The organism is Agrobacterium sp. SUL3 (assembly GCF_001263295.1).
GTDB classification, from domain to species: Bacteria; Pseudomonadota; Alphaproteobacteria; order Rhizobiales; family Rhizobiaceae; genus Agrobacterium; species Agrobacterium tomkonis.
Window position 1 is genome coordinate 129207 of sequence record NZ_KQ414502.1, and the last position, 20009, is coordinate 149215.

General features: G+C 60.1%; 17 protein-coding genes and 1 riboswitch. Of the genes, 4 read left to right on the forward strand and 13 right to left on the reverse strand.

Going from position 1 to position 20009, the window contains the following annotated elements; genetic code table 11:
- The first annotated feature begins 105 nt into the window (after nucleotides 1-105).
- The gene (locus AKG12_RS11780) at nucleotides 106-582 is read left to right on the forward strand and encodes an Lrp/AsnC family transcriptional regulator (protein WP_046801438.1); all 477 of its coding nucleotides are present in this window, start codon (nucleotides 106-108) and stop codon (nucleotides 580-582) included.
- A gap of 266 nt (nucleotides 583-848) precedes the next feature.
- Here the strand turns inward: AKG12_RS11780 and AKG12_RS11785 are convergent, their stop codons facing one another.
- The 7 genes from AKG12_RS11785 to AKG12_RS11815 all read right to left on the reverse strand — a co-directional run bounded on the left by AKG12_RS11785 (nucleotide 849) and on the right by AKG12_RS11815 (nucleotide 9301).
- Nucleotides 849-2504: an ABC transporter ATP-binding protein gene (locus AKG12_RS11785; RefSeq protein ID WP_052818933.1), complete on the reverse strand. Its 1656-nt coding sequence runs from the start codon at nucleotides 2502-2504 to the stop codon at nucleotides 849-851.
- Nucleotides 2504-3355, reverse strand: a complete 852-nt coding sequence (locus AKG12_RS11790) for an ABC transporter permease (RefSeq protein WP_052818934.1) — start codon at nucleotides 3353-3355, stop codon at nucleotides 2504-2506. The genes AKG12_RS11785 and AKG12_RS11790 overlap by 1 nt, the downstream gene beginning before the upstream one ends.
- Nucleotides 3355-4305, reverse strand: a complete 951-nt coding sequence (locus AKG12_RS11795) for an ABC transporter permease (RefSeq protein WP_046801435.1) — start codon at nucleotides 4303-4305, stop codon at nucleotides 3355-3357. The genes AKG12_RS11790 and AKG12_RS11795 overlap by 1 nt, the downstream gene beginning before the upstream one ends.
- Nucleotides 4306-4400: 95 nt before the next feature.
- Nucleotides 4401-6011 (reverse strand): ABC transporter substrate-binding protein, encoded by a 1611-nt coding sequence (locus AKG12_RS11800; protein ID WP_052818935.1) that lies wholly within the window; start codon nucleotides 6009-6011, stop codon nucleotides 4401-4403.
- A gap of 95 nt (nucleotides 6012-6106) precedes the next feature.
- Entirely contained in the window at nucleotides 6107-6790 is a 684-nt protein-coding gene (locus AKG12_RS11805; protein ID WP_498755990.1) for an HAD-IA family hydrolase, read from the reverse strand.
- A gap of 286 nt (nucleotides 6791-7076) precedes the next feature.
- On the reverse strand, nucleotides 7077-8450 hold the full coding sequence (locus AKG12_RS11810) for an aspartate aminotransferase family protein (RefSeq protein WP_052818937.1): 1374 nt from the start codon (nucleotides 8448-8450) through the stop codon (nucleotides 7077-7079).
- Between the two features lie 14 nt (nucleotides 8451-8464).
- On the reverse strand, nucleotides 8465-9301 hold the full coding sequence (locus AKG12_RS11815; protein ID WP_052818938.1) for a GNAT family N-acetyltransferase: 837 nt from the start codon (nucleotides 9299-9301) through the stop codon (nucleotides 8465-8467).
- Between the two features lie 322 nt (nucleotides 9302-9623).
- On the opposite strand from AKG12_RS11815, the gene AKG12_RS11820 reads away from it, so the two are divergent.
- Together AKG12_RS11820 and AKG12_RS11825 are read left to right on the forward strand one after the other, a co-directional pair.
- Nucleotides 9624-10292 (forward strand): haloacid dehalogenase type II, encoded by a 669-nt coding sequence (locus tag AKG12_RS11820; RefSeq protein WP_052818939.1) that lies wholly within the window; start codon nucleotides 9624-9626, stop codon nucleotides 10290-10292.
- 15 nt (nucleotides 10293-10307) lie between these two features.
- Nucleotides 10308-11582 carry an NAD(P)/FAD-dependent oxidoreductase gene (locus AKG12_RS11825; RefSeq protein ID WP_052818940.1) on the forward strand — a complete coding sequence of 425 codons (1275 nt, stop codon included), beginning with the start codon at nucleotides 10308-10310 and terminating at the stop codon, nucleotides 11580-11582.
- A gap of 219 nt (nucleotides 11583-11801) precedes the next feature.
- Here AKG12_RS11825 and AKG12_RS11830 read toward each other — a convergent pair whose 3' ends face one another.
- The 6 genes from AKG12_RS11830 to argE all read right to left on the reverse strand — a co-directional run bounded on the left by AKG12_RS11830 (nucleotide 11802) and on the right by argE (nucleotide 18442).
- Complete coding sequence (locus AKG12_RS11830; protein ID WP_052818941.1) at nucleotides 11802-13259, reverse strand: NAD-dependent succinate-semialdehyde dehydrogenase; 1458 nt, start codon at nucleotides 13257-13259, stop codon at nucleotides 11802-11804.
- Between the two features lie 15 nt (nucleotides 13260-13274).
- Nucleotides 13275-14318, reverse strand: a complete 1044-nt coding sequence (locus tag AKG12_RS11835; protein WP_052818942.1) for a tartrate dehydrogenase — start codon at nucleotides 14316-14318, stop codon at nucleotides 13275-13277.
- Between the two features lie 13 nt (nucleotides 14319-14331).
- Complete coding sequence (locus tag AKG12_RS11840) at nucleotides 14332-15795, reverse strand: aldehyde dehydrogenase family protein (protein WP_052818943.1); 1464 nt, start codon at nucleotides 15793-15795, stop codon at nucleotides 14332-14334.
- A 191-nt stretch (nucleotides 15796-15986) separates the two neighbouring features.
- Nucleotides 15987-16343, reverse strand: coding sequence for a cupin domain-containing protein (locus AKG12_RS11845; RefSeq protein ID WP_004438300.1), 357 nt, complete (start codon nucleotides 16341-16343; stop codon nucleotides 15987-15989).
- Between the two features lie 29 nt (nucleotides 16344-16372).
- Entirely contained in the window at nucleotides 16373-17299 is a 927-nt protein-coding gene (locus AKG12_RS11850; RefSeq protein ID WP_052818944.1) for a 2-hydroxyacid dehydrogenase, read from the reverse strand.
- Nucleotides 17300-17317: 18 nt separating this feature from the next.
- Complete coding sequence (gene argE / locus AKG12_RS11855; RefSeq protein WP_052818945.1) at nucleotides 17318-18442, reverse strand: acetylornithine deacetylase; 1125 nt, start codon at nucleotides 18440-18442, stop codon at nucleotides 17318-17320.
- A gap of 240 nt (nucleotides 18443-18682) precedes the next feature.
- On the opposite strand from argE, the gene AKG12_RS11860 reads away from it, so the two are divergent.
- Complete coding sequence (locus AKG12_RS11860) at nucleotides 18683-19561, forward strand: GNAT family N-acetyltransferase (RefSeq protein WP_052818946.1); 879 nt, start codon at nucleotides 18683-18685, stop codon at nucleotides 19559-19561.
- Between the two features lie 128 nt (nucleotides 19562-19689).
- Nucleotides 19690-19925: riboswitch (cobalamin riboswitch) on the forward strand.
- The last annotated feature ends 84 nt before the right edge of the window (nucleotides 19926-20009 follow it).

Below are 20009 nucleotides of genomic sequence, written 5' to 3' on the forward strand. Positions count from 1 at the left end.
AACATGCTTACATCGACACGGCACGTGCATGTGATAAGATTTCCACCGCAGCGTCAGAATTTTATGCCGCGCACTCGAAAAAACAAAAAAGGGGTTCCGCACGTGATGAAACTTGACCGGATCGATATCAAGATCCTCTACGAACTGCAGAAAAACGGTCGCATCACCAATGTGGAACTGGCGGAGCTTGTCAATCTTTCGCCCAGCCCCTGCCTGATGCGCGTCAAGAAGCTTCAGTCCGAAGGTTACATCGAAGGCTATTCGGCGCAGATCAACATCAACAAGCTCGGCCAGACGCTGACGGTCTTTACCGAGATCACGCTCAAGAACCACCGCCAGATCGATTTCGCCCGCTTTCTCGGCGTTGTCGAAAAGATCGACCAGGTGGTGGAATGTCATCTCGTTTCAGGCGGTTACGACTACCTGCTGAAATTCGTCACCTCGGGCATCGTTGAATATCAGTCGATCATGGAGCGGTTGACGGATATGGATGTCGGCATCGACAAATATTTCAGCTTCGTTGTGCTGAAATCGCCGATCACCAAATCGCATATGCCGCTGACCAGCCTGTTTCCGCTCTGAGGTGAGAGGGAGTGCATCAGACGTCCGCAAAACCTATGGGTTTGACAGGGTGTTGCACTTACACTCCGTCACCCCGGACTTGATCCGGGGTCCAGCGCGATCAAGCCCTTGATCGCAAAAGACTCTTCTCACGGCGCAGACGCGCCGTGGCTGGATGCCGGATCATCCTCGGACTTGTTCCGGGGACCGGCATGACGGAGGACAGCTTCTCAATCCTCTTTGGCACTCACCCAGGTTTTTGCAACGCCTTACTATTTTCCAGCGGCTCACCGCTTGGAAAACGCCCGCACCAGCTCCGCATCCTGCTGAAGATTGTCGAGCCATGTCGGATCGAGTTTCGGCACTGAGGAGAAGAGCAGTTTCGAATAGGGATGGGTGGGCGATTTGATCGCTTCCGTTTCCAGATGCTCCACCTTCTGGCCGCCATACATCACGACGATTTCGTCGCAGATTGTCTCAACCACCGAAAGATCATGGCTGATGAAGATGTAGGAGAGGTTCAGTTCCCGTTGCAATTCTCCGAGCAGATCAATGATCGCGGCTGCGACGACCGTATCGAGCGCCGAGGTGATTTCATCGCAGATGATGAGCGATGGTTCGGCCGCAAGCGCACGGGCGAAATTGACACGCTGCTTCTGCCCGCCGGAAAGGCCGGAGGGATGGCGGTGGCGCGCCGAGCGCGGCAGCTTCACCATATCGAGCAGCTCATCGATCCGCGCATCCCGGGCCTTGCCTTTCATGCCGTGATAAAAGGTCAGCGGCCGGCCGAGAATATCTTCGATGGGTTTTGCCGGATTGAGCGCGGTATCGGCATATTGAAACACGATCTGCATTCGGCGCAGCTGGTCGCTGGTGCGCCGGCGTGCATCGGCATCGAGTTCGCGGCCTTCGAAGATGACATGACCGCTTGCTGCTGGCAGGATGCCGGCAATGGCGCGCGCCAGGGTGGATTTTCCGCAACCGGATTCGCCGATGATGCCAAGATTACGGCCGGGATAGACCGCAAGGCTTACGGAATCCACCGCACGCACCAGCGGCATGCGGTCCTCGCCTTTCGTGCCATAACCGGCGATCAGCTGGTCGATATCGAGGAGCGGTGTCGCCTCATTTTTCGTGAGCGGCGTCACGACGCGCACCTTGTCGTTAAAGGCGGTCAACAATTCGCGGGTATAGGGGTGTTGGGCATTCTCAAGAATATCCTTGGTCGTGCCGGTTTCCTGAACCTCGCCGCCTTTCAGCACCACGATCCGGTCGGCGATCTGCGCGACGACGGCAAGGTCGTGCGAAACATAGACGCCGCCAATGCCGCCCTTGCGCATCGCCGATTTGAAGGCACGCAGAACCTCGATCTGGGTCGTCACGTCAAGTGCGGTCGTCGGTTCGTCGAAAATCACCAGTTGAGGATTGCCGATCAGCGCCATGGCGGCGGAGAGGCGCTGCAGCTGGCCGCCGGAAACCTGATGCGGGTAACGTTCGCCGATGGTTTCCGGATTGGGCAGTGACAATGCCTTGAAAAGCTCGACCGCTTTTTTACGCGCCTCCTGAGGCGGCATAAGGTGGTGGATGCGGGTGACTTCGATGACCTGATCGATGATTTTCTGCGCTGGGTTGAATGCGGCGGCCGCACTCTGTGGCACATAGGATATTTTCGTGCCGCGCACCTTGGCGCGCTCGGCTTCGGACAGTTGCACCATGTCCCGGCCTGCCACCGTGACGCTGCCGTCGGAAATGCGGCAGCCCGGTCGTGCATACCCCATCAGGGTCAGTGCGATGGTGGTCTTGCCGGAGCCGCTTTCGCCGATCAGCGCGACGATTTCGCCCTCGGCGATATCGATGTCTACACCCTTGATGATGTCGATGCGGCGGCCGGAATCGGTGGTGGCTTCGACCTTCAGTCCGCGGATTTCAACGAGATTGTTCATTATTCGCTCCTGTCGCGGATTTTCTGCGGCAGATTGTCGATTAGCAGGTTGACGCTGATTGTCAGGCTGGCAATGGCCAGCGACGGAAAGATGACGGCCGGCGCGGCAAAGGGCAGGCCGCCGATGTTTTCACGCACCAGCGCCCCCCAGTCGGCGTTCGGCGGTTGCAGGCCGAGACCGAGGAAGGACAGGCCAGATAGAAGCAGCACGATGAATACGAAACGCACGCCGAGATCGGCAAGTACGGGACGGACGATGTTCGGCAGGATTTCGGAGCTGATGAGATAGAGCAGGCTCTCGCCGCGCACGCGCGCGACGGTGACGAAATCCATGGTGTTGACATTGACGGCAAGCGCCCGGGCGAAACGATAGGCGCCGGGCGTATAGATGACCGACAGCGTGACGATGAGCACCGGAATGGACGAGCCAACGGCGGCGACGACCACGAGGCCGAAAAGCTTGCTCGGAATTGAGTTCACCGCATCGAGGAAACGGCTGAGTGCCGCATCGAACCAGCCGCCGACGACGGCGGCGCACATGCCGAGCACGACGCCGCAGGTGCAGGCGATGGTGACGGCGGCGAGCGAGATGCCGACCGTGAAACGCGCGCCCATGAGGATGCGGGAGAACACGTCGCGGCCGAGATAATCGGAACCGAGCCAGAGGTCCGACGTCATCGGCCCGAAGTAATCGAGATCAACGATTTCACCCACCGGATGGGGAATGAGATAGGGCGCGAAGATCGCGACCATGGCCCAGAGGAAGATGACGAGAAAGCCGAAAACGCCGACAGCGTTGATCTTGTAACCCAAACGCGAGGTCCCCGAAGTTGTTTTGATATTGTCGACCATCAGCGCAGCCTCGGATTGGACATGATGGCGATGATGTCAGCCGTCGTGATGAGGAGGAGATAACCGACGCAGAAGATCATCGCGCAGGTCTGGATCAACGGCAGATCGCGGGTAGCGACGCCATCGACCATCAGCTTGGCGATGCCAGGATAGTTGAAGATCGTCTCGACGATGATGACGCCACCGACAAGGTACGAAAGCGATAGCGCCACCGCATTGACGATGGGGCCGAGCGCATTGGGAAGCGCGTGGCGCAGCACGATACGCATGCGCGGTGCACCCTTCAGGAGCGCCATTTCGACATAGGGCGTATCCAGCGTCTCGATGACGGCGGCGCGGCTCATACGGATCATCTGCGCAGAGACGACGAAGGTAAGGGTGATGACGGGCATGGCGTAAACGCGCAGCACATCGAATAGCGTGTGAACCTCGCTGACCAGCGACAGCGCCGGCAGCCATTTCAGATAAACCGCAAAAAGCAGGACGGCGAGCGTGGCGATCATGAATTCCGGCACCGAGATGACGCCGATGGTCAGCACCGTGACGACGCGATCATAAAGTGTTCCGCGCAGCATGGCGGAACTGATGCCGAGGGTGAGCGCCAGCGGCACGGCGATGAGTGTGGTGATGCCGGCCAGCTTCATGGAGTTGATGAAGCGCGGGCCGATGAGATCGGCAATCGCCATGTTGTTGGCATAGGAGGTGCCGAGTTCGCCGTGCAGCAGGCCGAAAACCCAGCGAACGAAGCGCAGCAGGGCGGGATCGTCGAGATGCATGGCTGTGCGCAGGCCGGCCACGGCCTCCGGCGTTGCCGCCTGACCGAGAAGGATCGTCGCCGTGTCGCCGGGCAGCAGGCTGGTGGCGGAAAAGACGATAAATGACACGATCAGCAGCGTCGTCAGCATGACGACCAGCCGCCGGGCGACAAGGGACAATATCCGGCTGTTCATTCACATGCTCCTGCGACCTGCCTGATTGTGGAAGGCTCTCCGCACCGGCGGAAAACTTGGCCGGGCGCTGTTTTTGCGCCCGGCCCCATGGTCTATCAGGCTTCGAGCCAGACGTATTCCGCAAAGGCGTAACCCATCATGCCACCGAGCGGATTGGCCTCCAGGCCCTTTAGCTTGGAACTGATGGCGTCCACATTGGTAAGATAGGCGGGAATGATGGTGCCGGCTTCGTCGGCGATCATCGTCTGCATCTCGAAGTAGATCTGTTTGCGCTTCTCCATATCGAGCAGGCCACGTGCTTCCAGCATCAGTTTGTCGAACTTCTCCGACTTGTACTGGCTCTCGTTCCAGGGAGCGTCAGACGCATAAAGCAGCGAGAACAGGATGTCCGGCGTCGGGCGTGGGTTGATATTGCCGAAATGGATCGGCGCTTTCAGCCAGTAATTGCTCCAGTAGCCGTCGGCGGGAACGCGCTGCACATCCAGCTTGAGGCCGATTTCGGCAGCGGAGGCCTGAATGATCATCGCCATATCGATGGCCGAATTTGCCGCATCCGAGGTGATGACCGGGATGGACTGGCCGAGGAGGCCGGCTTTCTCGAAGTGGAACTTGGCCTTCTCGGGATCGAAGGCCTTCGGCTTCAGGTCCGGATTATGATAGGGGCTCATGGGCGGAACCGGCTGGTCGTTGCCGACTTCGCCAAGACCGCGCAAGGCCGCCTTGACGATCTGCTCACGGTTGACGATCGACTTCATGCCGGCAATGAAATCGGCCTTGTTGCCCGGGGCCTGATCGAGGCGCATGTTGAGATTGGTGTAGTTGCCGGAAGTTCCCTTCGACAGGACGACACCCTCCTGCTTGTCGAGCAGGCGAAGCGCGCGCGGATTGATGGCGGCCGCGAGCTGGATGTCACCGGAGAGAAGCGCATTGACGCGGGCATTATCGTCCGAGATTGCGAAGAACTCGAAGCTGTCGACGTGCGGGCCGCCGGATTTCCAGTAATTGCTGTTCTTGGACATGATCGAGCGCACACCCGGCTCGAATGTTTCAAGCTTGAAGGCGCCGGTGCCGTTGCCCTTGGAGAAGTCGGTCGCGCCGTCGGCGACGATCATGAAGTGGTGCATGGCAAGGATCGTCGGCAGGTCGGCATTGGCGCTGGCGAGCGTGATCTCCACCGTGCTCTTGTCGAGTGCCTTGAAGCCGGTCATCTGGGCGGCGATCTTGGCGACCTTGGAGCCGACAGCCGGATCGAGATGGCGCTTCAGCGAATAGACCACGTCATCGGCGGTCAGCGCCTTGCCGTCGTGGAAGGTGACGCCGGAACGCAGCTTGACCGTCCAGGTCTTGGCGTCCTTGGATTCGATGGATTCGGCAAGTTCCATCTGCGGCGTGCCGGAAGCATCGAGGAAGCTCAGCCGGTTATAAAGCGCGCAGCAGCGGACGTAGTCCGTGGAAAGCGAGGCTTTTGCGGGGTCGAGCGTATCGGCTGTGGAGGAGGACCAGCCGGCCGCCTTCAGCGTACCGCCGGAAACCGGGGTGGCCGCCAGCGCCTGCGAGGCGCGGCCAAGGATCGCCGAACCGGCGGAAAGGGCGACGCCGCCGGCCAGCATCATGTGAAGCAGCTCACGCCGCGTCGCGCCGCGACGGATCGCCTGTTCAACGGCGGCATCGTCGGAGCGGGTCCAGTTTGTAATCCTGTCACTCATGGTCTTCCCCTTTTGTATGATTTGTTGAAATGCGTCTGCAGAAAATTCCGGCGGGCCGCGTCCCAGTTCGCGCCACGCCCTTGGTGGAGGGCGGTTCAGCCGCCCGCCTGCCTCGCGGCTTCGGCAAGACCGGCCATCGAGGTGAAGTGATAATCCGGCTCGGTAAAGTTTTCCGGCTCAATCGTACCGCCATATCCCTTCTGGTCGTGGCGGCGCTCAATCCAGCAATTCGTCATGCCAAGCTTCCGGGAAATGCCGATATCGTGGTACTGGCTTTGCGCGACATGCAGGATGTCGTCTTTCGATGCGCCCTCGCTCTCAACAAAGGCAAACACCTTCTCGAAGAAGGCCGGATCCGGCTTTTCGGTGCCGGTATCATCCGCCGTGAAAGCGGCATGGAATGGATTGCCGAGTTCCTTAGAGAAGTAATCGAAGGCCCAGCGCTGGGCATTGGTCATGGCGATGAGGCGGTGTGTCTTTGCAAGCTGCGCCATGGCGGCACGGCTGTCTTCGAAACCCTTCCAGTTTTTGGCGGCGTCGCGAAGGCGCTCGCCAAGAGCACGCTCTGCCGGCAGACCGAGTTCCGGAGCGATGATGAGATATACGCGGACGAGATCGTCGGGAAACAGGTCGGTTGCGTCTGAGTAACGGGCCGCGCGGTAAAGGCCGAGCGCCTTTTCACCGTCGACCTCGACACCGTTTTCAGCACCGATCTGCGTCAGGGTCGATTTCAGACCCCCTTCGAAATCGATGAGAGTTCCCACCACATCGAAGCTCATATATTTGAAGTCGTTCAATTTTTTGGGCAATGTCGGTCTCCGCTCTGCCACCTCCTCCTCTTGGGGGAGGCTGCGGCATTTTATTTTGTTCCCGGACGAGATCCTTGTCCCGTTCCCATTTTTCAAAACGCTGGTTTTCATGGCGCTTTGTGCTTTTTCTAAGGATAGTTTGTCACTTCCAGCACGCCGGATTCGCCGAAATGGATCGGCTCTTCGGCAGAATATTGCGAATATGCGGTGTGTTGCGACATTTAGAGAAGGTGCCGCGATACAGCCGGGTTGCGCCTCAGGCCATTGCCGCCCGCACCGCCGGGTCCTCGAGCGTCTGGTCGAGGGTTTTCAGCGTCCGCTCGATAATGGCGTCGATTTCGCCGTCGGTGCAGCAGAGCGGCGGTGCGTAGCCGAGGATGCCGTTTGCGAAGGCTCTGACGATGAGGCCGTTTTCCCACGCGCGGTCGAAAACCTTGCGGGCCGGGGTGGCGGCTGCCGGAAGCGGTGTTTTCTTTTCCTTGTCGGTCACAAGCTCGATCGCTGCAAGCATGCCGCGGCCGCGGACATCGCCCACCAGCGGATGGCTTCTCAGGCCCTCCAGTCCGGCCATCAGTCGCGCACCGGCGCGGCGACCATTCTCCAGCAGCCCGCCTTCGTAAAGCTTCAGCACTTCCAGGCCAACGGCAGCGCTGACAGGGTGGGCGGAATAGGTATATCCGTGTCCGATGGCCGCTTCGCCTGCGAAGTCGGCAATTGTATCATAAACATGATCAGCCATGAAGACGGCACCCATCGGCACATAGCCGGAAGTGAGGCCCTTTGCGGCGGTGATGAAGTCCGGCACGATGTCCTCGTCGGCGCAGGCAAATAGCGGGCCGGTGCGGCCAAAGCCGGTAATCACTTCGTCGGCGACGAAAAGGATGCCATAGGAGCGGCAGAGGTCGCGCATCGCCTTGATCCAGCCCGGTGGTGGCACCAGAACGCCGCCCGAGCCCTGGATAGGTTCGGCATAAAACGCCGCGACCCGATCCGGGCCGATGGCCTCGATCTTGTCCTTCAGGATTTGCAGTGAGGAGGCGATGATGGCGGCCGGGTCGTTTCCAACCGGGTTGCGATAGGCATAATGCGACGGGATTTTATGCTGCCAGTCGTAAGGCACGCCGAAACCGGCATGAAAGGCGGGCAGGGCGGTGAGGCCCGACCCGGCGGTGGTGGAGCCGTGATAACCCTGTTCGATGGAAATGAACTGGTCGCGCTGAGGCTCACCCTTTGCATGCCAGTAATAACGGATGAAGCGAATGGTGCTGTCCACCGCATCGGAACCGCCAAGCGTGAAATAGACGTGATTGAGATCACCGGGCGCCCGGTCGGCAAGCTCGGAGGCCAGCCGGATGGCCGGTTCGCTGCCAATGTCGAAATAGGCGGTGGCATAGGGCAATTCCCGCATCTGCTTTGCCGCCGCCTCAACGATGCTGTCATGACCGTAACCGGCGTTGACACACCAGAGCCCGGCAAAACCGTCGATCAACTGGTGGCCGGTCATATCGGTGACGGTGGCGCCTTTCGCCGATTTCAGCACCCGCACGCCAAGCTTTTCATGGCCGCGGAAGGAAGAGACGGGGTGCACCAGATGGGCGCGGTCCAGCTCGATCAGGGAATTGCTTAACATGGGTTTCTCCAGATTCAGCCCAGCGCCTGGCTGGTCAATGCGAAGGTTTTCAGTTTTTTGTCAGTCGGAATTTCGGCCTTTGGCCGGCGCATGGCGATGCCGCCACCGACAAGGGCAAGCCCCTGTTCGGCAAGCCAGGGGCCAAGGCCCGTATCGACCGTGGTGTCTAAGCGCAGGAATGCGCCGGAGCGCTCCGACAGCATGAAAGCGATCAAATCTCGTGCGATTTCAGTGCTTTCCGCCACAACCGGGCCGATGACTTCACCGCGGCCGAAGGCGCGTAGGCCGGCAAAACCCGTGATGACGCCCTGTTCTTTTACGACCGCGAAACGCGCCCTGTCGGCAAGTTCCGTAAAGAGGGCGGTGCGGTCCGCGCCGAAAGCTTGCGCATCAAGGGCGGCAAGCTCGGTCGGCGCAATTGTTTCCGCCCATTCCACACTGGCGGGCTTGGCTGAGGCTGCCGGAATTCCCTGATGCTGGCGCACTTCACCGCAGGCAACGAACCCCAGCTTTTCGTAAAGCGGAAGGCCATCGGCGGTAGCGGTCAGGCGGCATTCGCGATTTTCGGCGGCTTCGAGGGCGGCGTTCATCAACTGGCGTCCTAGACCGCGACCACGCATGGTCTCATCCACGATCACCATATTGACGGAGGCGCAGGTTTTGCCGAGAAGCGTTGCCATTGCAGTGCCGACAACGCGGCCATTTTCCAATGCGACGAAACCCTTGCTGAGTGCCAGGACCAGTGCCCAGTCTTCCCGGCGGTGCGGCCAGCCGGCCTGGCGGGAAAGTTCGACGGCGGCATCGAGGTGTTCAGGCTCGAAATTCTGGATAGCGATCAGGCTGGCTTGCATGGCCCAACTCCGTTTATTCTGCTCATTCATTGATAGACCGGGGGTAGAAGAACATTGTCCCGACGAATGGCAAGGTTCGATATGTTTCACTGTTGCTTTCACCCACCGCCGCATCTTATGCCGCTTGTTGTTCACCTCGGGAGAAAAGACGGGGCTGGTGAAAACGGGCAGGACGTTGGAACGCAACTCTCTGCCAAACTGGCGGCTGCATACGCAACAATCTGCTTCCGCGAATGGCAATTGCGGTGCGCCGACCGGGCAAAGGCCATTATGATCTTATTATCGAGGCCACCACCGATCCCCAAGCAAGGATGACGATGACATGACCATCTTCCGCCCCAAATATATCACTTTCGATTGCCACGGTACTTTGATCAACTTCCAGATGGCAGAAGCTGCCCGCGATCTTTATGGCGATCGTCTGGGAGAGACTGAGATGCAGGAGTTCATCAAGAACTTCTCGGCCTATCGTCTTGACGAGGTCATGGATGACTGGAAGCCTTACGCCGAGGTTGTTCACAATGCCCTGTCGCGCACCTGCAAGCGCAACGGCGTTTCCTTCAAGGACGAGGATGCCGTAATGACCTACGAGCGGGTTCCCACCTGGGGTCCGCATGCCGACGTTCCAGCCGGTCTGGCAAAGGTCGCCAAGGAAATTCCGTTGGTCATTCTGTCCAACGCCATGAATTCGCAGATCATGTCGAATGTCGCAAAGCTTGGCGCACCGTTTCATGCCGTCTATACGGCCGAACAGGCGCAGTCCTACAAGCCGCATTTCAAGGCCTTCGAATATTTGTTCGACATGCTCGGCTGCGGCCCGGAAGATATTCTGCATGTTTCTTCGTCGTTCCGCTACGATCTGATGTCTGCCCACGATCTCGGCATCAAGAACAAGGTCTGGGTGAACCGCGGCCATGAACCGGCAAACCCCTATTACGGTTACGTGGAAATCGCCAATATCGGTGGTCTTGCGGGCGTCGTCGGACTTTAAGAAAAGGATCGGACCATGAAGCTCGTCTCCTACTGGCACGACACCGCCCCCCTGTTCGCGGGGGCGGCGGAAGGTCCTGTGGAAGGCCACTATGATGTGGCCGTCATCGGCGGCGGCTTCACCGGTCTCGGTGCGGCGCGCCAGCTCGCCAAGGCTGGCGCACGCGTGATTGTCCTTGAAGGGCAGCGTGTCGGCTGGGGCGCTTCCGGCCGCAATGGCGGCCACCTCAACAACGGCCTTGCCCATTCTTATCTCTCCGCCAAAGCCGAACTCGGCAAGGAGCGGGCGATCGCACTTTACAAGGCGCTGGACGCCTCAATCGACACGCTGGAAAGTCTGATTGCCGAGGAAGGCATCGACTGTAATTTCCGCCGGGCCGGCAAGCTGAAAATGGCCTCTAAGCCGCAGCATTTCGAGGGGCTGGCGAAAAACTTCGAGGCGGTCCATGCCGAGGTCGACCCCGATACGGCGCTTCTGTCTGTCGACGATCTCAAGGCGGAGATCGGCTCGCCCTTTTATGGCGCCATGCTTTCGAAGAAGAGCGCGATGATGCATATGGGCCGTTATGTGGCCGGCCTTGCCGAGGCCGCCCGTCGCCATGGTGCGGTGATCTTTGAAAATGCGGCGGTGACGAAGCACATCCAGAACGGCAAAACCCACGAGCTGGAAACCACGCGCGGCAAGGTGACGGCCGACAATGTTCTTGTGGCGACCGGCGCTTACACGCCCTCCGGCTTTAGCTATTTCCGTCGCCGCATCATCGCCGTCGGTAGCTTCATCATCGCCACGCGGCCGCTGACGGATGCGGAAGTTCGGGCCTCGGTTCCGGGCAATCGCACTTACGTCAATTCCATGAATATCGGCAATTATTTCCGGCTCGCGCCGGACAATCGGCTGATCTTTGGTGGCCGTGCCCGCTTTTCCGCAACCTCCGACCAGCGTTCGGACGCCAAGAGCGGAGCAATTCTGACGGAAGCCCTACATCGCATATTCCCGCAGCTCTCCCATGTGCCGATCGATTATTGCTGGGGCGGCCTGGTGGACATGACCAAGGATCGTTATCCGCGTGCCGGTTTTCATGATGGTGTCTGGTACGCCATGGGTTATTCCGGCCACGGCGCGCAGCTTTCCACCCATCTCGGCATGATCATGGCCGACGCCATTCTGGGACGGCCGGACAATAACCCGCTGAAAGGGCTGGACTGGCCGGCGGTGCCGGGCCATTTCGGCAAGCCGTGGTTTTTGCCGCTGGTGGGGTTTTATTACAAGATGCTGGACAAGATTCAGTAAGGGGGCTGTTTGTTCTTCCGTCATGCCGGACTTGATCCGGCATCCAGCCACCGCGCGTCTGCGCGGTGAAAGAGTCTTCTGCGATCAAGTCCTTGATCGCATTGGACCCCGGATCTAGTCCGGGGTGACGGAGTGTAAATGCTACGGCTTTTTCAGTTCCATGCTCACAAAAAGAAGGGCCGCAGAGCGGCCCTTTAGGCGGGGAGAAAGACTGAAGGCTCAGGCAAGCCCACCGATGTGGAACGTCTTCATTTCCAGATATTCCTCGATACCGACCTGCGCGCCTTCGCGGCCGAGGCCGGATTGTTTGACGCCGCCGAAGGGGGCGACTTCGGTGGAGATCGCACCGGTGTTGAGGCCGACCATGCCGAATTCCAGTGCTTCGCCCACACGCCAGGCGCGTTTGAGGCTTTCGGTGTAGAAATAGGCGGCAAGGCCGAAGGGTGTGCCATTGGCAATGGCGAGCACTTCCTCTTCGGTCTCGAAACGGAAAAGCGGCGCCACCGGGCCGAAGGTCTCTTCATTCGCCAGCCGCATGGCCGTGGTAGCGCCGGTCAGCACCACGGGTGCGGTATATTGCGGACCATCAGGCAGATCGTGCGGTTTGGTGATGATCGTCGCACCCTTGGAGACAGCGTCGTCGATATGCGCGCGGATTTTGGTGATGGCCGGCCCGTTGATCATCGGGCCGATGGCAACGCCCGGCTCCGTTCCGGGGCCGACCCGCATGGCATCGACACGGTCAGCCAGTTTTTTCGCAAAGGCGTCGTAAACGCCCGACTGCACGAGAATACGATTGGCGCAGACGCATGTCTGGCCGCCATTGCGGAATTTCGAAATCAGCGCGCCTTCGATTGCGAGATCGAGATCGGCATCGTCGAACACGATGAAGGGTGCGTTGCCGCCGAGTTCCAGCGACAGCCGCTTGATGCTGTCGGCAGCGCCGCGCATCAAAAGTGAGCCGACGCGGGTGGAGCCGGTGAAGGAAATCTTGCGCACGGTCTCATTGGCCATGATTTCGTTGCCGATGTCAGTCGGCATGCCAGTGACGATGTTGATGACGCCTGAGGGAATGCCGGCCCGTTCGGCAAGAACGCCAAGCGCCAGGGCCGAATAGGGCGTGAATTCCGAAGGCTTGATGACCACGGTGCAGCCGGCCGCAAGTGCCGGCGCGACCTTGCGGGTGATCATCGCATTCGGGAAATTCCACGGCGTGATGATGCCGCAGACGCCGACCGGCTCTTTCAGCACCACGATGCGCCGATCCGGCGTCGGCGAGGGGATGGTGCCGCCGCTGATGCGTCGGGCTTCTTCCGCAAACCATTTGACGAAGGATGCGCCGTAGCGAATTTCACCCTTCGCCTCGTCCAGCGGCTTGCCCTGTTCGGTGGTGAGGATCAGGCCAAGATCGTCGACATTTTCGATCATCAGCGCGAACCACTTTTCGAGAAGGGCAGCGCGCTCCGCATGGGTTTTCTTCTTCCATGGACCAAAGGCGGCGTTGGCGGCTTCGATCGCCGCGCGGGTCTCCGCGCCGTCCATGTCAGGCACGGTGCCGATCACCGCCTGCGTTGCCGGGTCGATCACGTCGACCACCTTGCCCGATGCCGCAACCTTCCATGCCTCGCCGATCAAACCTGTCTGGCGAAAAAGGTCCTTGTCCTTCAATCCCTGCATCATCTCTCTCCGAAATCAGTCGAGTGCCGCGAGAACCGCAGCCGTTATGGCATCCGTCTTATCCTTGCCCGGCACTGTGCCAACGCCCCGGCCAGTCGCCGTTTCCAGCGCCGTCATGATCTTTGCTGCCGCATCGCTTTCGCCGAGATGCTCCAGCATCATCGCGCCGGACCAGATGGCGGCGATGGGATTGGCGATGCCAAGATGGGCGATGTCAGGAGCCGAACCGTGCACCGGCTCGAACATGGACGGCGCGCTGCGATCAGGGTTGATATTGGCGGAGGCGGCAAAACCGAGGCCGCCCTGAATGGCGGCACCCAGATCGGTCAGAATATCGCCGAAGAGATTGGAGGCGACCACGACATCGAGGCTTTCCGGGGCCATGACCATGCGCGCCGCCATGGCGTCGATGTGATAGCTGGAAACCTCGACGTCAGGATATTCGGCGGCGAGCTTTTGCGTTACCTCGTCCCAGAACACCATCGAATATTTCTGGGCGTTCGACTTGGTGACGGAGGCAAGCTTGCCGCGACGTTTCTGTGCCTGTTCGAAACCGAAGCGCAGGATGCGCTCCACGCCCTTGCGGGTAAAGATCGAGGTCTCGACGGCCACCTCGTCATCGGTGCCCTGATGCACGCGCCCACCTGCGCCGGAATACTCACCCTCGGTATTTTCGCGGATGCAGAGAATGTCGAAGCCATCCTTTTTCAGCGGTCCCTGCACGCCGGGCAGAAGCCGGTGCGGGCGAATATTGGCATATTGCACGAACGCCTTGCGGATCGGCAGCAGCAGGCCGTGTAGCGAAACCGAGTCCGGCACCTGCGCCGGCCAGCCGACTGCGCCGAGCAGAATGGCGTCAAAGCCGCGCAGCGTTTCGATGCCGTCCTTCGGCATCATCGCCCCGGTTTCCTTGTAGAAGGCGCAGGACCAGGGGAATTCGGTGCCTTCAAGCGCAAAACCGGAGTTTTTGGCGGCGGCGTTGAGAACCTGCCATGCGGCGTCCGTCACGCTTTTGCCGATGCCGTCTCCGGGAATGAGTGCGATGCGATGCGTTTTCAAGACTTTTCCCCTGTTACAGTCCAATGAGGACGCTTTTGCTTTTGCGGTTCGCGAGATAGGCCTCCCGCCCGAGGTCCTTGCCGATGCCGGAGCGTTTGTAACCGCCGGTTGGCAATATGTGGTCACGCGAACGGCCATAGCGATTGACCCAGATCGTCCCCGCCTGGATGGCGCGCGACAGGCGCATCACACGCGAGATATCGCGGCTGAAGAGACCCGCCGCCAGACCGTAGGTCGGATGGTCGGAAAGCACCAGAGCCTCTTCTTCCGTCCGGAAGGTCTGCAGCGTCAGCACCGGGCCGAAGATTTCCTCGGTGACGGCGGGCGAGGTCTGGTCGACATTAGTGATCAGCGTCGGCTGGTAGAAATAGCCGGGGCCGTCCATATTCGCACCGCCGGTCAGGCATTCTCCGCCATGGGCGACGGCCGCCTGAACGATGCCGTCGATGCGCTTGCGCTGCACTTCGGAGATGATCGGGGAATATTGGGTGGTTTCGTCCCAGGTCGGGCCGGGCTTGACCGTCTTCATGCGGGCGATGATAGCAGTGGAAAGGGCGTCTGCCGCACTTTCTTCGACGATGATGCGTGAGCCGGCCACACAGGCCTGCCCGGCATTGGAAAGAATATTGCCGGCGATTGCGGCTGCCGCCTTTTCGATATCCGCATCGGCAAAGACCAGCTGCGGGCTTTTGCCGCCGAGTTCCAGTGTCATGGGCTTGATGCCCGTGCGGGCGATATTGGCCATGATGGCAGCGCCCGCAGCGGTGGAGCCGGTGAAACTGACCTTGGAGATTTCAGGGTGTCCAGTAATGGCATTGCCCGTCACCGGCCCATCACCCAGCACGATATTGATAAGGCCGGCGGGCAGCCCTGCCTTGATCGCCAGTTGCGCCATGAAAATGCTGGAGAAAGGCGTCATTTCCGATGGTTTCAGCACCACGGCATTACCGGCCGCCAGCGCCGGGCCGAGCTTCCAGCCGGCCATGGAGACGGGGAAATTCCACGGCGTAATCGCGCCGACAACGCCATAGGGCTCGGTCATGATCATGCCGAGGCTTGTGTCGTCGGTCGGCACCAGATCGCCGCCTTCCTTGTCCGCGAATTCGGCGAAGAAGCGGATTTGCTCGGCAGTGACGGCGATATCGCCGGCAATCAGCTGGCCCACCGGCCGCGTCGAGGACAGCGCCTCGATTTTCGCCAAGGTCTCGGCTTCCGCTTCGATCAGGTCGGCCCAGCGCTGCAAAACCTTGGTGCGCTCGCGCGGGCGCACACCGCCCCAGTTGCTGCTTTTCAGTGCGGCCTTGGCGGTTTGCACCGCCTCATCCACCAGCGTCGCATCCGCCTTCGGGCAGCCGGCATATTCCATGCCGTCCGATGGGCGGTGCATGTCGATGCCGTCTTTAGCCGGGATCAGCCGGTCGCCGATGAAATGGCCGATTGGCAAAGACAGGCTGTCTGGATCGAAGCTGAGCGTCATGGGAAATCCTCTGTGGATATGCCCTTAAAGCTAATCCCTGCCGCCAAGCGAAATCGACCGACTGTGGCGCGGGCGATGAATGAAAATCCCGTTTTGTCACCGGCAGACAGCGCAATCTTTTGCGGCGCGCTGTCTGTCGCGTGTCTCTGACCGCTACGATGCGCGATCTCGAAAAAACGGCGGATTTTACCTCATCCGTTCACGGTGACATAGATCTTGCGAACGGTTTCGATGGTCTTCCAGACGCCGACGAAACCGGGCTTCATGACGAAACTGTCGCCTGCCGTGTAACGCTGCGGTTCGCCGCCATCAGGGGTGATTTCGATGACGCCGGCCAGAATATGGCAAAACTCGAAGGTCTCACCTTTGATCGAACGGCTTTCGCCCGGGGTCGCTTCCCATATGCCGGTCTTTACGGTTCCATCGCGGGCTTCGTCCAGCGCCCAAGTCTTGAATGAAGGGTCGCCGGCGATCAGGCGTTCCGGGAGGGCCTTGGAGGCCTTCGGCTCAAAATCGGGATTGGTGTCGATAGGCTTGAGAAGCGGCATGGATTTTCCTTTCTGAAATAGGCGGATGATCAATATCCGCGGCTGCGGTCGACAAGGCCGAGCGGCTCGAGGCCGGATTCGTATCGTTTGATATTGTCGACGACGGTGCGGGCGGCGGAATGGGGCTGGGTGACGCTGGCAATATGCGGCGTCAGGAGGATTTTCGGATGGGTCCAGAAACGATGGTCCCCAGGCAGTGGCTCGGGATCGGTGACGTCTATCACCGCGCCGGAAAGCCTGCCGCTGTCGAGTGCATCGAGGAGTGCGCCATGGTGGAGCTGTCTGCCGCGCCCGGCATGGACGAAAGCCGCGCCATCCGGCAGCAGGCCAAGGCGCTCGGCATTTAGAAGCCCGGTGGTCTCGTCCGTCAGTGGCAACAGGCAGACGAGGATATCGCTGGTGGAAAGAATGGCTTTCAGCCCATCATCGCCGTTGTGGCAGGTGACGCCATCGATCTGGCGCGGCGAACGGCTCCAGCCGGCAAGCGGAAAGCCGAAAGGTTTCAGCCGTTCCAGTGCCGCAACGCCCAGCATGCCGAGGCCGAGAACGCCGACCCGGCATTCCTCCGCCTGCCGCTGGCCCGGCAGGGCTTTCCATAGGTTTTGGCGCTGCTGTTCCAGATAGGCCGGCAGGTTGCGGTGAAGGGCAAGCACGCCGAGGCAGACATATTCCTGCATCATGCGGATGATGCCTTCATCCACCATGCGCACGACCTTCACCGTTTCCGGGATTGCATCGATGTGAAACTGGTCGACACCTGCGCCGATCGAAAACAGGATTTCGAGATTGCGGTAACGCGCGATATCCTCTGGCACCGTCCATGTGATGAGGTAACGCACCGCATCGGGATCGACAGTGGCGGTATCAATTGAAAACGGCAGGCCCGGCAGTTCGGTGGCGAGAGCCTGCCGGAAGATTTCGCCGCGCTTTGCGTCGGAATTGAAGAGAAACGTCATCTGAAATCCGTCATTCGGTTAAGCGGCGCAGCGGCGGCCGAGTGTTTCCAGCATCGACTGGCAGGCGGCAAGTTCGCCCGCGGTTATGAATTCGTCCGGCTTGTGGGCGCGGCCGATATCGCCCGGGCCGCAAATAATGGCATCTATTCCCGCCGCCTGGAAAAGTCCGGCCTCCGTACCGTAGCTGACGGCTGCGAGGTTGGGGGTGCCGGTCAGTTGTTCCAGAAGCAAAGCAAGCGGCGCTTCGGCTGGAAGCGATAATGCGGGGTAAGCGCTCATCGGTGTCCATTCGATATCGACGCCCGTTGCGGCAAGCGCTTCGACGGCGCTTTGTACCGGCTCCAGCAGGGCGAGTGGTAAGACGCCCGAAATTGCCCGCGCTTCCAGTTCGATGGCGCAATGATCGGGGATGATGTTGATCGCCTGCCCGCCCTTGACTGTGCCGATCTGCAGCGAGGAGTAGGGCGGCTCGAAGGTTGCTTCGAACGGTCCCCGCGTCAGCGTATCGGCGGTTTCGACTGCTTTCGCCATGATGCCGGTCATCAGGTGAATGGCGTTTATCCCCTGATCCGGACGTGAGGAATGGCCGGACCGGCCGCGCAGGGTGATGCGCGCTGCGGCCTTGCCCTTATGGGCGCGAACGGCGCGCATATTGCTGGGTTCGCCGATGATGGCACCCGCCGGCGGGGCACAAAGCTGCGGCAAGCTGGCTATGAGATGGGGGACACCACGGCAGCCCGCCTCCTCGTCATAGGAAAAGGCAATATGTACCGGCCGTTCAAGCGCCATGCGCGAAAATGCCGGTGCTGCAGCGAGCACAGTGGCGAGAAACCCTTTCATGTCGGTGGTTCCGCGCCCGTAAAGCCGGTCGTTTTCGGTTCTCAACCGAAACGGATCGGAAGACCATTCCGGTTCTCCGGCCGGCACCACATCCATGTGGCCGGAGAGGATATAACCGGCGCGATCGGCCGGGCCGAACGTGGCGAAGAGATTGGCGCGGTCGCCCTCCGGACCCGGCAACAGCGAGACTTTCGCGCCCTGGCTTTCCAGGTAGTCGGCGATCCATCCGGCAATATCGCCATTGGCGGTGCCGACGACGGACGGGAAGGCGACGAGACGCTCAAGGATTTCGATTGCGTTCATGATCGTCCCCACTGGTCGTCCCCACTGGCCGGTCGTTTATGCTGGCCGGATTATTCCTCGCAGAAGCTTAGAGTGGCCGGCGGCGTTTATCTGCTGAAATGCCGATGATTTCGGTAGATTGTTGTGTCCTTCCAGTGCTTTCAGAAAATTCCTGCCGGCAGGGCCGGTTATCTTCGGATGTCATGGGCTGGGCTGCCGGGACCGAAGGTTCCGCGCCGGAGGGAATGAGAGCCGTTTGTTATGGAGCTGCTCAAAGTCGATAGTTTCGAGTTGCGGACCGTGGATATCGCGGATGTGGAGGCGGATCACCTGCATGCCCTCTCCATGGCCGTCGGATGGCGGTATCATGCCAATGAATGGTGTTTCCTGCGCCAATGCGGTGTCGGCCTTGCGGCGCTGGACGAGATCAACCGGGTTGTCGCGACCGCCATGCTTTTTCCCTATGATCGGGCTTTTGCGACGCTTGGCATGGTCATCGTTTCCCCACGCCTTCAGGGGCAGGGCGTAGCACCCTGGCTGGTCCGGCAGCTTGTGGCGAAATATCCTGCCGCCGCCTTGCGGTTGAATGCCACGGAGGGGTCGCGGCGGCTTTTTGCGGGGCTCGGTTTTGCCGGAGATACGGAAAGGGTGCATCTTCTGCGCGGCAAGCCCCGTTGCACCACTGAAACGCCGCAGCTTGGCAAGAAACAGAGGATCGAGCCGGTTTCGGAAGATCATCTGTCCGCCGTGGAAGATCTGGACCGGGAGGCTTTCGGCGTTTCACGCCGGGGCGTGCTGCGGCGTCTCCTGCGGGAAAACACCGGCTACGGCCTGTTCGAGGCGGATCGTCTGGCCGCCTTCGCGCTGCGGCGGGCGGCAGGGCGGGGCCACATCATCGGCCCGGTGGTTGCAGAGGGGGAAGCCGAGGCAGTCGCGTTGGTCAGGCGGCATTTTGCCGATCTCGACGACCAGCTTGTCCGGCTCGATGCCGTGCGCGATGACGGTTTTTTCACCGATTTTCTGGCGCAATCCGGGCTGGTGGTGATTGAAACACTGACGACGATGTCAAAAAATGCACCGCAGCCGGCAGGCACCGGCTCTGCTGGTATCTTTGCTCTGGCAGGCCCATCCCTTTGCTGAAGCGCGCCGCATCCCATCGAATTCATGTCATGCATTTTGGGTTCCTGTCGTGTGCATGTGTTTGTCGCAGGACAGTTTTCACACCCTTGGGAGACATTCTTTGGCGATTGACGCCTTGCCTCTTGCCCCTTATGTGAGAAGACGACGGTTCCTGCAGCCGAAAGGCGAAGGGATTAATAGGGAACATGGTGCGGGTGATGATTGTCGCCCAATGCCGTGGCTGCCCCCGCAACTGTAAGCGGATTGCCGCTCATCCCCGTGACGCCTTAAAGGCGTCATGCCACTGCATTCTCCGGAATGCGGGAAGGCAGATGAACGGCGCAAATCCGTGAGCCAGGAGACCTGCCGTCAAAATATGAACCATCGTTACGGGCGGGGAAGCCCGGAGGAGGAAATTGTAATGTTATTTCATAACATTTGGTTTGCGTCCCGTCGTTGTTCTCCGTAC